We start from the raw sequence: 14,135 nt of genomic DNA on the forward strand, positions 1-14,135 counted from the left end.
TCTTAATTCTTGTCATTCAGTTTAAAATCATTAGACACCATCAGTCCAACGCATATAATTATCCACATATTTATACTGAGAATTAAATCATTTTCTAAAAAAATCAAATCAAAACTTGCCCTTAACATTAAGGGTAATATAAAAGATGCAGATATTCTCACAATATCATGATCTAACTTTCCAAAGAAACTCATCCATAATGTATACATAAAAAATAAAAATAAAATAAGTAAAACTACCCCACCTTGTAAAAGTAAACTTATGAATATATTGTGAGTTGATGCCAATATCCCGTTACTCACTAAAATATTGTTAGAAAATCCATATCCTAAAAAAACAGATTCTTTTATAAATTGATATGAAATATCCCAAATAATATCTCTTCCTGAGAAGAAATTTTTATTAAAATATTCCCTTGAAATATTGTTTATATCAACTCCGAGTGGAATATGTTTCAGAGAAATATAAGCAATTGGAATTAACAATATCAAACTTGTCAAAACAAAAAAGATTAATTTATATGCTTTTTTTGAATATTTAATTTTTTCTAATAATTTATAAATAATTAAGAATAAAATTATCGTCAAAATAGAGCTTCTTGTGGAATTTATAAACAATAAGAATATCGTAATAATACTAACATAATATATTTTTTTTGTTTTAATCATCAAAAAAAACATATACATCAAGATCGTTTTATAAAAAACAATATATACACCATTTATTTTAAATAAAAATTCATTTACCAATACAAATATAATCAGTATATAAAATAATCCACTGAATATATTCGCAAGCCTTTTAAGACCATTATTATTCAAAACTGACTGCGATAGTATTGTAACAAAAAACAAAATAACTATTTGCTCTATGTAGACATATAAACTCTGTTTCGAAAAATTGATTGTAAGTACTAATAGTCCACCAATTGAGTATGTACACCAAGCCAAAAACAACTTAGACATTTTAATGCGGCTTAAATTTGTAAAAAAATAAAAAAAAGATAGGGATAATAAAGTTAATATTGATAATAGTCCTATCATTCTTGTGCCAGGAAAGGCATATAAAATAGTAGACATTAGAAGTATGGAAAATATCGTTATGTTTATATTTAACAATCTATTCCTCATTGTTTTACCCACTCTTTATTCGCTCCGCTAATTATATTAAAAAGTTCTATTTCCTTCCCACTTGTAGTTGTAGCAAAATATTTATAGTTTTTTGGGTATGGTATTTCCTTTTTTAATCTTTCATACAGGACGCCCAAGTCTAAATTAGAATTATCATTGTCGATAAATGCAACATTACTAAAATCATCCAATACCTCATGACATATTGGAATGTCAGAAGTAATTGTCGGTATCCCGAAACTTGCAAATTCGCATGTCATTAATCCCTGAGAGTCCCAACGTGTTGGAAGCAAACCACAATAAGACTTGTTAAGATAATCAACTATTTCTTGATGTGATAATTCTTTTTCAATCCATTCAAGATTTTCACTTCTTTTGTAATGATTAAAAAAGGTCCCTTTCCCAATAACTAAGAATTTGAATTGCGGATTGTTTTTTGCTAGATTATTCACTATATCTATTCCATATTTAGAATCATCTAAATTATTCCGAATAGTAATAAAATCATATATTTTAGGAGAAGTTTCATTGTAATTATTAAGTTCAAAAGGTCTCCCAATAGAATTATAAATAATATAATGATTGTCACTTATCAATTCCCTATTTATCCCAGTAAATAATAAAAATTGTTCACACATCCAATTACTAACAAATATAAAATGCGTTTTATATGACAAGTTAATGAATAATTTTCTCCATAAAAACAATTTAATTTCATCTTTTACATCTCTTTCCAACCGATGACGGAATTTTGATTGTTGAACAAATGAATATTTAGTAGATAATATCTTATTTACCTTAAAAACTTCATTTCCATGGAATATAAATACTATCTTTTTATACTTATGTTGAAATTGTTTTATGAATTTGTAATGATGACTTATATGTGGTGCATGACATATTAATAAATCATAATCATTATTTATAAGATTAGTTTTATAACTATCGTATGAGTATACATTTATTCCATCTTTGCAATAGTCTACGTCAGTTCCAAAGTTTAATACATCCACCTGAATTTCATTTTCAGAGTAATGCAGATTTCTTACATGAAAAAACATCCCATTTGTAGACCCTTCCAGGTCTGGATAATTCGAACAAGTAACTAGTATTTTCATGCTGACTCCTTTAATTTTTATCATGGTGATTTTGTCCATTATTTCGAAAGAACATTCAACTTTTTCAACATTAATTCATATAAATCATAATATGTTTTGAATAGATGTTTTTTATGGAGGATTATATTATACTCAGTCATCTATGATCAACATTGAAAATTCGAAAAACTCTAGAAGCACCAGATCATAAATTCATAGAAGAGCATTTTTTATGATATCGACTTCCGTACCGCATGTATTATCAGCGAAATACTTTTTGTTTTTCGTAACAGATTTTCTATTTAATAGATTTTCCAATACAGGCACAAGATCTAAATTTGTATTTTCATTATTAATTAAGTATATATTTTCGAATTCAGCGCAAATATCTCGGCATAAAGATATATCAGATGTAATTAATGGTATACCAAATGTAGCCATTTCGCACATCATTAATCCCTGTGCATCCGCCCTAGTTGGCATTAGCGCGCATTTTGACTGATTCATGTAAGTAATAATTTCAGAGTGAGTTAGTGTCTTATCAATCCATGTAATATTCTCCTCCTTATCATAGTAATTAAAAAACTCTCCTCTTCCAATTATTAAAAACTTCATACTTTTATTATATTTAGCGAGTTGATGCACTAAATCTATACAATACTTAGAACCATCCAAAAAACTTCGTACTGTAATAAAATCATATCTCATTTCGGATTCAGGATTATAATCATTTTCTTCAAATGCCTTTCCAACACTGTTATGAATAATTGAATATCTATCTTGAAGGACTTTAGGATGGATTTTTGTCCATTTAATAAACTCATCATACATCCATCTACTGACAAAAACGAAATGAGATTTATATGCTATCTTTGGGAGATAGTCATGCCATATTTTCAATTTAAGAGTGTCATATATATCTTGTATGGTTTTCTTTAAAAAGATGGTTTTTTTTTGATAGGGATACGGGTTCGGATAGATTGCATTAATTCGAATGACTTCATGACCATGATAAAAAAATAAAATACTATCAAATTTTCTCTCAAACATTCTTAAAAACTTATAATGATTTTTCACATTTGGGGCATGACAAACTAGCAGATCATACTTTTCTAACGAGTTTTTCTTGTAGTCTTCCAAAGTAATAACTGGAATATTATCGATAATATAATTTTCTATAGCGCTAAAACTCAATACCGTAACATCTATATTTTTTTGTAAGTAATATAGATTACGTGTGTGAACATACATAAGCGTGACACTTCCGTCTAATTTTGGATAATCCTGAACTAACACCAGTAATTTCATTAGTCACCTCAGCGCATCAGCTTTATTTTTGCTAATCAATCTTGTTTCTAGATCCTCAACTAGTGCAGGATAGTTCTATTTTAATACAATTCCGAAAATAACAATCTTAGCATTCCTCACTATCTTATTTGCAAGTATCAATTACTTTTTTAATGCCTACATTAGGCTACAAATAAACCTACACCATCAATAGTTCTTCTACCAGCGTGAATGATTTTGAAAGAGTAACCTAAGATCTTTCATTAGGTATAATTTATATGAATTCCATTAAGGTATTCATTATTTTAATAATCATTAATATTTATAAAAAAACATATCACACTCGATCAACATTGATATACGATATGATAACTCATACCAACACTCTTGAATCCATTTCTTCTTTAATCAAACTAAAATTTATATTCTCTATCTTCAATTACAAATTCCTCAAGATTTTCATTATCAATAATTAAATAATTTTTCTAATTCTATAATAGATGGAACAAGTGATTGATTTTCTATGTAGAATAAGCCTGTTTTCACTTCATATTTCAAACGGACCCATCTTCACAACTAGGAAAACAATTATCAACTGTGATACTAAGATACATATTATTTAAGAACTCTTTAACCTAAATTTTATCCAAACGAATTAACTCATCAACTATCTTCATCAGTTCATTGTTAATCTCTACTAAACAAATCTCTTGTAAATACCTTATCTCCAACATCCTCTAATTCATCTGAAATTCTATTTGCCACAATAACATCTGAAATTTTTTTGAAATCTCTTAAATCTTTGATCACTTTCGAATTATAAAAACTGTCTTCCTTCATTGCTGGCTCATAAACTACAACTTCAATCCCCTTTGCCTTAATACGCTTCATTACGCCTTGTATAGAAGATTGTCTAAAATTATCAGAATCAGTTTTCATTGTTAATCTATAAATTCCTACAATTTCGGGATTCCCGGATAATATTCTCTCGGCAATATGATCTTTCCTAGTTCTATTAGAATCAACAATTGCCCCCATAATATTATTAGGCACATCGATATAATTAGCTAATAACTGTTTCGTATCTTTGGGTAAGCAGTATCCACCATATCCAAAAGAAGGATTGTTATAGTGATTACCGATACGTGGATCAAGGCATACTCCTTCAATAATTTGTCTTGTATCCAATCCTCTTATCTCTGCATAGGTATCGAGTTCATTAAAATAGGCAATCCTCAAAGCAAGATATGTATTAGCAAATAGTTTAATCGCTTCAGCTTCTACTGAATCGGTAAATAAAACGGTAATCTCTTCCTTAATCGCTCCTTGTACTAAGCAACTTGCAAACTTCTCTGCTCTTTCCGAGCGTTCACCTATTACTATACGCGATGGAAATAAGTTATCATAAAGCGCTTTACCCTCTCTTAAGAATTCTGGTGAAAAGATAATATTATCTGTTTCAAACATTTCTCTTACTTTGTTTGTATAACCAACTGGTACTGTTGATTTGATAACCATAACTGCCTCTGGATTTATGGACAATACATTGGCAATAACTGCTTCAACACTTCTTGTATTAAAATAGTTCTTATCTGGATCATAGTTAGTTGGTGTAGCGATAATAACATAATCTGCATCTTTAAATGCTATATAACTATCAGTAGTTGCTCTTAAATTCAAATTTTTATTCGCCAAATATTCTTCAATCTCATTATCAATAACGGGTGAGATTCTTTTATTAATCATATCAACTTTATCTTGAATAATATCTAAAGCGATTATTTCATTATGTTGAGCTAATAGTATTGCATTTGATAGACCAACATAGCCTGCTCCTGCTACAGTTATCTTCATTTCCATTCACCTCGCCTAATTAAGTCTTACCTTGTACTCTCAGCTTTCTCCCAAAATGGTTTGGCTTTCCCAGTCAATATTTTATACACTCCCACCCACTGAGCAAGTATTGTTACACAATAATAGTAAATTAAAGTAAATAGTTTATTATTTGTTTTAGTTACAGCTTTAATTAAGGCTAATAAATAAAATAATATCTGCCCTACAAATGTAAACAGAAAAAAGATTGAACTTGTTATTAAAAGTGCATTAGTCAGCAATACTATCAGATGCGAACACCACAATAAATATCTACATGTCCTATGACCAAAGTAAAAGTATGAAAACCACTTATACTTAAAAATATTAAGTATTCTTAAATCAGGTAATATATGATTTAGGATAATTCGGTTCATACGAACTTTCCGTCCAAATTCATCCTCGATTACCTCGCCAGCTTTTTCATACGCAATTGCGTCATGATTACAAATAGCTCTCTTACCATTTAATGCATAAAAGGGTGGCATCGCACTGTCATGACATTGTATCGGATTAAAATCATAATAATCAGAAGTTCTGCAGGCATAAATTGCACCATTTCCAGCTGTTATTGTCTGTATTCTTCCTTCAAGTTCGCGAATTGCCAGATCACTATCCCAATAACTTGCTTCTGAACTACTAACATCATTCACTTCATTATTCACTATGGATAGTTTTCCAGTAACATATGCAATCTTCTGTGAAGTAAAAGCAGCCATAAGTTCTTTAATTGCATCCTTCTTCATAATTGAATTAGCATCAGTCATAACTAAATATTCTGTTCTAACTTTCTTATGGGCTTCGTTCTGGGCGTTGGTCTTTCCTTTTCGAGCATTAACTTCATACAATCTAATATTCTTTTCTTTGTGAGTTTTAATGAAATTCTTTACAATTTGATTCGTATTGTCCGTACTGTTATCTGAAGAAATTAAGAACTCTATTTTATCCTCTGGATAGTCGAGCTCTAATATATTATTCAGCTTATCGAGAATAACCTTCTCTTCATTATGAGCAACAATCATTAAAGTTACAGTTGGTTGATGTGAATAATTTTTTATTAATTTCCTACTCTTATAGAACATACCTATTAACCGTAATGATACTGGATAACCAATCATTGCCCATACAATAATAAATCCACTTGTGTAAAATAGAATCTTTAATAATAATTCCATTATCATAGCTCCTTAAATCGTAAACTCACTTAAACTTCCATCAGAAAATAAGGAATTTACTATGATTAATAAATGTTTATCAAATTTTCTTTTATAATACTAATTACTTGTTCGCATTGCTCTTGAGTCATTGCACTTCCAGAAGGAAGACAAATACCAGTTCTAAACAATCCTTCAGATATATTATTAGCATGTGAAAAAAAAGGATAATCCTTAAGTAATGGTTGTAAATGCATAGGTTTCCATACGGGACGAGATTCAATATTAGCCTTCTCAAGGAGCACTATGATATCTTCTGGAGTAACTACTTCGCTGGATGAAAGATTTAAAACTGATAGCCAATGGTTAGGCTTTCCATTATTAGATATTGGCATAAATGACAACGGGAGATCGCTCAAAGATTCTCTATATAAATTATTAATTGTTCTACGTTTTTGAATAAAGGAATCTAAGGCCTCTAACTGTCCTCGCCCGATTCCAGCGCAGATATTGGACATTCTGTAATTATAGCCAACCTCTTTATGTTCATAATGTCTTGAAGTTTCTTTCGATTGAGTGGCCCAAAAACGCATTTTCTTTATAGCTTCTTCATCATTGGAAACTACCATACCGCCACCTGATGTGGTAATAATCTTGTTACCATTGAATGAAAAAATACCAATATGTCCAAATGAACCGCATTTCTTACCTTTGTATGTTGCACCAAGAGCTTCAGCAGCGTCTTCTATGACAGGAACACCATAGTGTTCACAAATTGGAAGTAGCGAATCATAATCCGCACTTTGACCATACAAATCTACTATAATAACTGCCTTAGGCATTATATTTTCTTTTTTAGCCCACTCAAATGCTTTCTCTAAAGCGATAGGAGACATATTCCAAGTTTCCGGTTCAGAGTCAATAAATACAGGATTAGCATATTGATATAGAATAGGGTTACAGCTTCCCGCAAAGGTTAGATCAGAGCAAAATACATAGTCACCTGGACCAACACCAAAATACTTCAGTGCCAAATGAATTCCTGCTGTGCCAGAGGATAAAGCCAGTCCATGGTCTACGCCCACGTACTCGCATAATTCTTCTTCAAATTTATCTACATTTGTCCCCAGGGGAGCAATCCAATTAGTATCAAATGCTTCTTGTATGTACCTCATTTCGTTCCCACTCATGTGAGGAGGGGATAAAAAAATCCTTTCCGACATCGCTTTTCATCTCCAAGTTTTTCTTTATTTTTGCAGGCACTCCTGCCACCATTACATTATCAGGTATATTTTTTATTACGATCGTTCCGGCAGCTACGATTACGTTAAATCCGATAGTTAAATTATTTAACACTTTAGAACCTACACCCAGCCAACTACAGCTTTTCACATGAACAGTTCCACACACGTTAACACCGGGAGAGATGTGCACCCCATTTTCTAATATACAATCATGGTCAATTGAAGATGAAGTATTTAAAATGCAACCTTTTCCGACTCTAGCACTAGCATTGACTACTACTCCAGCCATAATGACACTGCCTCTTTCTATCTGACTGAATCTGCTTATGGTACAAGATGGATGAATGATACTCGGAATTTCAAAGCCTGCACGCTCTAACCTATCTAGCCAAATCATTCTTGTTATATTGTTTCCTATGGCCACGAATGCTGCTGGATAATCTTCTTTATGATCCATATAACTGTCAAATCCACCTAATATAGACTTTCCTAATACATCAGTAAGCTCTATATTATTATCTAAGAAGGCTATTTCTTCCCAATTCCCAGTACTCATCGCTGCATCAGCAACTACCTTACCATGCCCACCGGCTCCTAAAATCAATAACTTAGACAACCTATATTCACCCAGCTTCCACTCTTTCTACTAGACATCTAGAGTACTTCCAGAGAACATCGGCATTGTGTCATTTTGAGAATTATTAATTCCCTCTCTTACAAGAACATTTTTAATCGTTCTAAAAACGATCTTCACATCTAGCATGAAACTAATATGATCAACGTACCAAACATCATATCTAAATTTTTCTTCCCAACTGATTGTATTTCTACCGTTCACTTGCGCCCAGCCAGAAATACCAGGAACAACTTCATGTCTGCGATTTTGTTCTTGCGTGTAATGTTCAAGATATTGCACTAATAATGGACGTGGGCCAATGAAGCTCATATCCCCCTTTAAAATATTAAAAAGTTGTGGTAATTCATCTATACTACATTTTCTTAAAAAGGAACCTACTTTAGTCATTCTCAGTATGTCAGGTAAGAGATTACCTTCTTGATCAGTCTCTAATGACATTGTTCTAAACTTGTAAACGGTAAATATCTTTTCATTCTTACCAGGCCGCTTTTGACGAAACAGAATCGGTCCTTTAGAATTTATTTTTATAGCTATTGTTGCTGCTAACATGATAGGAGAAGCTAAAAAAATCAATAAAAATGCAATGACCCAATCAATTCCTTTTTTCACAACCAAGTAAGGCTTCATCCATTCCTCAACCTCGCATATGTATTAATGAAGAAACAGCGAATATTAATTCGCCATTCCCTCTGCCCATTTTTTTCCCAACTCAAGCTGTGTTTCAAATTCACTTCTATATTGACTAATAATTGCGGTACTATATCCGTTACTGTTCAGTTTTTGTTCAGTATCAGCTACTATACTATTGAAGCTAGCAGAAAATGAGGATAATTGTTGTGCCCCTTTAGCCTTAATGCTTTTCTTACTCGCCTCATCTTTTGCTCCAAGATACTCAACCAAAATGCTTGTTAAAGTCGATTCGCTTTGATTTCTAAGCGCAGTAAGCTTGGCTTCCGTTTCACTAGTAATAGTTTCATAAGATACCTTTCCAGTCCCCGCAGCACCACCTCCTGCTACACCACCTGTTGTACCGGTTGGTGCTGGTGTCGCTACTGGGGATGGGTCCTTAGTGCCACCTTGTTCTTGATAAGCCTTTGAAGCGGCAATAATGGTCTTCGTCTTCTGATCCCAGCTAATGTTATGACCTACAGATTCCGATAAAAAACGTATAGGTACATATAAAGAACCATTCAAGATGAAGCTAAATTGGCCTGCAGGCAGTGCCTTGGTTGCACCGTTAAATACATAACTCGCCTTAACTTGATTGAGTAAAAGATTCTTAGATACTGCTGAAGCACTATTCCCGTTGGTTGCATTCATTAGATACTCTTTAATCACAACTAGCTCTGAACTGCTAGGCTCTGCTACATTAACCTTAACGTTCTTAGCATCCCAAGCTACACTCTTTTGTAATGCATATGACATAAAGCGTAATGGAACATAAGTTGTATTATTGTACATGAATACATATTGACCTGTAGGCGTCCCAATACTTGCTCCATCAAAAACCATCTTCACATTCATGCTTTGTACTTTGACTGTAGCTGCTGCTGCCGCCTTAGTTGTTGCATTTGGGACCGCTGCTGCTGATACGGAAATAGGAGCGGATGCCGTTAAGGGTGCTAACCCTATTGAAGCTATTAACGATAGAGCTATGACTGGTAGCGTTGCTTTAGACATACTTATTCACTTCCCTTTTCTTTCGCTTTTAATTGCTCTTCCTCTTTAAGGACTTGATCACGTGTCTTCCCTTGACTCACGCCGTACTTCTTAGCTACCTGTGAAAGCTCATTATATTGTTCTTCAGAAACTTTACCGAGGATGATACTGCGTGCTTCCCGCTTCTCATCAAGCGTTAGACCACCCTTAGCTAGATCTTTTAGCCGATTGATATCCGATACACTTAGTTGACCGAGTACAATAGCAGCTACATCTGCTTTATCCTTCATCGTTACATTCTCTTGAATTTCTTTAGCTTTATCTGTTGAAACCTGTGCCGTATATCCTTCTGAAGAGCCCTCTTTCGAATCTGTTGATGGAGCAGGTGTTGCAGACGCTACAGGATCGACTTTACCATCCACTACTGCATCTTCAGGTGTAGTTCCTTGATCTTGACCACCATTAACTTGATCCTCAGACTCCAGATCAAAACCATCCACCATAGAATTCATCAACTTATCGACCGCATAATTCGCAGCGAACAAACCACCAACACCCAGAACTACAATGACTGATAGCGTCCATAAAAGGATCTTTTTCCATCGTTTATTAAACACTTGCATATCCCCCTTTATGAATGAATTAGCTAATAGCAACTTGGGCAACGGGCTGCATCGGTACAATTTGATTGATTATTTCGCGTATAACTTCAGGTTCTTCAGCGAGAACACGTTCCAAACGTTTAAATTCCAGTTCTAGCTGATTCAGACTGATTACATTAGGTCTACCGATAAATATTCTTCCATGATCTGTAGAACCTAAATTTTCTTCATCCGTCAACAGCTCTTCATACAACTTCTCACCCTCACGAATACCGGAGAATTGAATATCAATATCCTTATAAGGTTCATAACCTGAGAGTGTAATCAAATCTTCAGCTAAGGTTAGAATCTTTACCGGTTCACCCATATCCAGAATGAATACTTCTCCACCTTTGGCAAAAGAGCCCGACTGGATTACAAGCTGCACAGCTTCTGGAATCGTCATAAAATAACGAACCATCTCTGGATGAGTAACCGTAACCGGACCACCTACAGCAATCTGCTGTTTAAAGGCCGGGATCACACTTCCACGACTGCCAAGCACGTTTCCAAAACGCACAGCTGAGAACTTCGTTCTACTCGTGGTATGCAAACTCTGCACATACATTTCTGCAATTCGCTTTGTTGCACCCATCACACTTGTTGGGTTAACCGCTTTATCTGAAGAGATCATTACAAATCTCTCCGCACCATATTTATCTGCACAATCCGCAACATTTCTTGTTCCAAACACATTATTCTTAATCGCCTCGGAAGGGTTGCGCTCCATTAATGGAACGTGTTTATGTGCTGCCGCATGAAAGACAACATGTGGATTATGACTACTGAATATGTCCATCATCCGACTGCGGTCCTGTACATCTGCGATTACGGTAACAATATTCAGATCAGGAAATTGCTTACGAAGCTCCATTTCAATCGTATAAATGCTATTCTCGCCGTGTCCAAGCAGCATTAACTTGTCCGGGCCGAATGGCGCAATCTGCCGGCAGAGTTCTGAACCAATCGATCCACCAGCCCCCGTAACTAACACAGTCTTGTGGTGGACATACCCTAGGATACTGTTCAAATCCGCTACAATTGGCTCACGGCCTAGTAAATCTTCAACACTAACATCTCGTAGTTTCTTCACGGATATTTTCCCCGCGATCAGATCGTTAAGTGCGGGTATAATCTTAAGCTTAGCACCGGTCTTCTTTGCAAGATTAATAATTTCAGAGATTTCAGTACGTGAAACTGAGGGCATGGCGATAATAATCTCATGAATTTCCCGTTCTTTCACAATAGCGGGGATCGCGTAACGATTCCCTAACACGGGCACACCCAGTATAGACATATGATATTTATTGATACTATCATCAATGAAACCTACCAGCTTCGTATGAGCAAAAGACGGACCCATCATTTCCCGAGCAATTAGTATTCCACAATCCCCTGCACCTACAATTAGTGTTTGGGTCTTAGTGTCTTTGTAATTAATTCGGTCATTATGGAGTACTCTCCACAAAAACCGAACCCCACCTACTAATAAAAGAATGGTCTCCATCGACCTAACTTCTATTGCAAGGGGGACTCTATCTGGCAAAATCAGATAAGCTAGGGCAAATGAAAACAAAGACCCTACTACAATGGCTTTAGAAACCGATATAATCTCACCAATGCTGGCATATTGCCACATTCTTCGGTAGAGACCAAAATATATCAAACTTCCCCCGAATGCAAATGTTGCAATCAAGCCAAATTGCAGCATCTGTGCACCGTATTCCTGAAGAGCGTGGTTAGGATACCGAAATAAATAGGATGTCACAATGCTGAACCATATGATTGCTAGGTCAATGAGGAATAATAGAACCACTCTAGATTTCGCTGTCATTTTCAGTGCCTCCAAAAACAACATTATTGTTTAAGAACCTATCAATTTCCATAGTAGTAGTAATAGTAACCTTCGCTGGCTTTACGTTTTACATTATTGAGCACCACGCCAAGCATTTTTGCACCTACACGATCAAGGTTAGCTTTAGCTTTTACAGCAATATCCCGCTTTACCTTGCCATAGCTGACAACCATAATGACACCATCACTCTTGGAAGCCATGATCTGCGCATCTGTAACCGCCAATAACGGTGGAGTATCAATAAGAATGACATCATAACGCTGGCGCAAGTCCTGTAAAAGAGTGCTCATCCGATTAGAAGCCATCATTTCTGCTGGATTTGGAGGAATCGGACCTGAGGTCATGATGGAAAGATTGGAAACACCAGAATCTTGGACAGTATCCTCAAGAACCGCCTGCTGAGACAGTAGTGAAGAAAGCCCAAATCGGTTACTAAGCGAAAAAGTCTTATGTGCTGTAGGCTTCCGCAAATCCGCGTCAATCAACAATACCTTCTTATCTGCTTGAGCATAAGCCGCCGCCAAGTTAGCAGAAACCGTTGATTTACCTTCTTCCGGTCCGGACGAAGTTACCATAATCACTTGAATAGTCTCATCCACAGAAGAAAAATCAATATTCGTGCGTAGCGCACGAAACGCTTCAGATACAGGGGAGCGAGGATTCGTAACGGTAATCAGATGACGTTGTTTATTTGGCAGCTGTGACATGTTCGAGTTCGCCCGCCTTTCTGGATGTTTGCGTCTGTGCCTGTGTTATGCCTTGTTTATTTTCTTCTGAACCCAATCTTGTAATCATTGCTATCGTTGGCAGACCAAGATATCTCTCAATATCGGCTTCAGTCTTCAGCGTATCGTCCATGTATTCCAGCAAGAAAGCAATCCCTAAACCAATCATCAAGGAAACGATGAAAGCTATAGCCATATTCATTAAGACATTCGGTTCTACCGGTCCTGGCTCGATAAGTGGATTCACTTTGGCCTCATTCAGAATCGATACATTCTCCACATTAAATAGGTTAGGAATCTCATCCTTGAATACAAGTGAAATGGCATTCACGATTTCAGCGGCTCGCTGATACGAATTATCTCGAACGACAAGTGTCATCACCTGCGTATTATTGACAGAGCTCACATTAACCTTCTTCAACAGCTCTTCTGCAGTAATATTGAACTGCGGATAATCTCTCGTAACAATATCAAGGATGGCTGGAGTCTTAATAATTTCCTTATACGTATTAATTAATTGAATATTAGTATTAATCTGGTTCAAATCAAGCTGTGCTGCTGCCGATTGTGTCGGTGTCTGGTTAACGATAATCTTAGTGGATGCTTCGTACACCGGATTCTTAATATACAGACTGTACACACCAGCAACACCGCACACCAAAACAACTATGCTAACAATCAGCCATAGTCTCTTCCTGACGATCTGAAAATAATCGCGAAGATCCAATTCTTGTGATGACAAGTGTAATTACCTCCAAGCTATTTCTGAAATATTTCGTTACTATATTACAGTACTTCCCTATTGGCAAAAAATTGCCTCCTCTCACCTACATG

At 35.1% G+C, this 14,135-nt stretch carries 13 protein-coding genes; all 13 read right to left on the reverse strand.

What is annotated here, in order from left to right; all coding sequences use genetic code 11:
- Positions 1-2: 2 nt before the first annotated feature.
- Positions 3-1,130: an O-antigen ligase family protein gene (locus ACN6KS_RS24260; RefSeq protein ID WP_440962439.1), complete on the reverse strand. Its 1,128-nt coding sequence runs from the start codon at positions 1,128-1,130 to the stop codon at positions 3-5.
- A complete protein-coding gene (locus ACN6KS_RS24265; RefSeq protein ID WP_440960667.1) occupies positions 1,127-2,248 on the reverse strand; it encodes a glycosyltransferase in 1,122 nt (373 codons plus the stop codon). Before ACN6KS_RS24265 ends, ACN6KS_RS24260 begins: the two co-directional genes overlap by 4 nt.
- 192 nt (positions 2,249-2,440) lie before the next feature.
- Positions 2,441-3,535, reverse strand: coding sequence for a glycosyltransferase (locus ACN6KS_RS24270; protein WP_440960668.1), 1,095 nt, complete (start codon positions 3,533-3,535; stop codon positions 2,441-2,443).
- Between the two features lie 666 nt (positions 3,536-4,201).
- A complete protein-coding gene (locus ACN6KS_RS24275; protein ID WP_440960669.1) occupies positions 4,202-5,368 on the reverse strand; it encodes a nucleotide sugar dehydrogenase in 1,167 nt (388 codons plus the stop codon).
- A 26-nt stretch (positions 5,369-5,394) separates the two neighbouring features.
- Positions 5,395-6,561 carry a glycosyltransferase family 2 protein gene (locus tag ACN6KS_RS24280; protein WP_440960670.1) on the reverse strand — a complete coding sequence of 389 codons (1,167 nt, stop codon included), beginning with the start codon at positions 6,559-6,561 and terminating at the stop codon, positions 5,395-5,397.
- Between the two features lie 65 nt (positions 6,562-6,626).
- On the reverse strand, positions 6,627-7,763 hold the full coding sequence (locus ACN6KS_RS24285) for a DegT/DnrJ/EryC1/StrS family aminotransferase (protein WP_440960671.1): 1,137 nt from the start codon (positions 7,761-7,763) through the stop codon (positions 6,627-6,629).
- Entirely contained in the window at positions 7,690-8,400 is a 711-nt protein-coding gene (locus ACN6KS_RS24290; protein ID WP_440960672.1) for an acetyltransferase, read from the reverse strand. Before ACN6KS_RS24290 ends, ACN6KS_RS24285 begins: the two co-directional genes overlap by 74 nt.
- A 30-nt stretch (positions 8,401-8,430) precedes the next feature.
- Positions 8,431-9,048: a sugar transferase gene (locus ACN6KS_RS24295; protein ID WP_440960673.1), complete on the reverse strand. Its 618-nt coding sequence runs from the start codon at positions 9,046-9,048 to the stop codon at positions 8,431-8,433.
- 45 nt (positions 9,049-9,093) lie between these two features.
- Positions 9,094-10,101 (reverse strand): copper amine oxidase N-terminal domain-containing protein, encoded by a 1,008-nt coding sequence (locus ACN6KS_RS24300; RefSeq protein ID WP_440960674.1) that lies wholly within the window; start codon positions 10,099-10,101, stop codon positions 9,094-9,096.
- Positions 10,102-10,103: 2 nt separating this feature from the next.
- On the reverse strand, positions 10,104-10,697 hold the full coding sequence (locus ACN6KS_RS24305; RefSeq protein ID WP_440960675.1) for a hypothetical protein: 594 nt from the start codon (positions 10,695-10,697) through the stop codon (positions 10,104-10,106).
- A gap of 25 nt (positions 10,698-10,722) precedes the next feature.
- Entirely contained in the window at positions 10,723-12,555 is a 1,833-nt protein-coding gene (locus ACN6KS_RS24310; RefSeq protein ID WP_094873516.1) for a polysaccharide biosynthesis protein, read from the reverse strand.
- Between the two features lie 41 nt (positions 12,556-12,596).
- The gene (locus ACN6KS_RS24315; RefSeq protein ID WP_060621833.1) at positions 12,597-13,283 is read right to left on the reverse strand and encodes a CpsD/CapB family tyrosine-protein kinase; all 687 of its coding nucleotides are present in this window, start codon (positions 13,281-13,283) and stop codon (positions 12,597-12,599) included.
- Entirely contained in the window at positions 13,264-14,043 is a 780-nt protein-coding gene (locus ACN6KS_RS24320; RefSeq protein ID WP_094873518.1) for a YveK family protein, read from the reverse strand. The genes ACN6KS_RS24315 and ACN6KS_RS24320 overlap by 20 nt, the downstream gene beginning before the upstream one ends.
- Between the last annotated feature and the right edge of the window lie 92 nt (positions 14,044-14,135).

Origin of the sequence: Paenibacillus nitricinens (assembly GCF_052056485.1) — a bacterium.
GTDB classification, from domain to species: Bacteria; Bacillota; Bacilli; order Paenibacillales; family Paenibacillaceae; genus Paenibacillus_AQ; species Paenibacillus_AQ nitricinens.

What these genes read in the sequence shown, in the direction of transcription:
- ACN6KS_RS24315 (WP_060621833.1), bottom strand. Translation starts at nt 13,283, where the DNA reads ATGTCACAGCTGCCAAATAAACAACGTCATCTGATTACCGTTACGAAT.
- ACN6KS_RS24265 (WP_440960667.1), bottom strand. Translation starts at nt 2,248, where the DNA reads ATGAAAATACTAGTTACTTGTTCGAATTATCCAGACCTGGAAGGGTCT.
- ACN6KS_RS24270 (WP_440960668.1), bottom strand. Translation starts at nt 3,535, where the DNA reads ATGAAATTACTGGTGTTAGTTCAGGATTATCCAAAATTAGACGGAAGT.
- ACN6KS_RS24280 (WP_440960670.1), bottom strand. Translation starts at nt 6,561, where the DNA reads ATGGAATTATTATTAAAGATTCTATTTTACACAAGTGGATTTATTATT.
- ACN6KS_RS24300 (WP_440960674.1), bottom strand. Translation starts at nt 10,101, where the DNA reads ATGTCTAAAGCAACGCTACCAGTCATAGCTCTATCGTTAATAGCTTCA.
- ACN6KS_RS24275 (WP_440960669.1), bottom strand. Translation starts at nt 5,368, where the DNA reads ATGAAGATAACTGTAGCAGGAGCAGGCTATGTTGGTCTATCAAATGCA.
- ACN6KS_RS24260 (WP_440962439.1), bottom strand. Translation starts at nt 1,130, where the DNA reads ATGAGGAATAGATTGTTAAATATAAACATAACGATATTTTCCATACTT.
- ACN6KS_RS24310 (WP_094873516.1), bottom strand. Translation starts at nt 12,555, where the DNA reads ATGACAGCGAAATCTAGAGTGGTTCTATTATTCCTCATTGACCTAGCA.
- ACN6KS_RS24295 (WP_440960673.1), bottom strand. Translation starts at nt 9,048, where the DNA reads ATGAAGCCTTACTTGGTTGTGAAAAAAGGAATTGATTGGGTCATTGCA.
- ACN6KS_RS24285 (WP_440960671.1), bottom strand. Translation starts at nt 7,763, where the DNA reads ATGTCGGAAAGGATTTTTTTATCCCCTCCTCACATGAGTGGGAACGAA.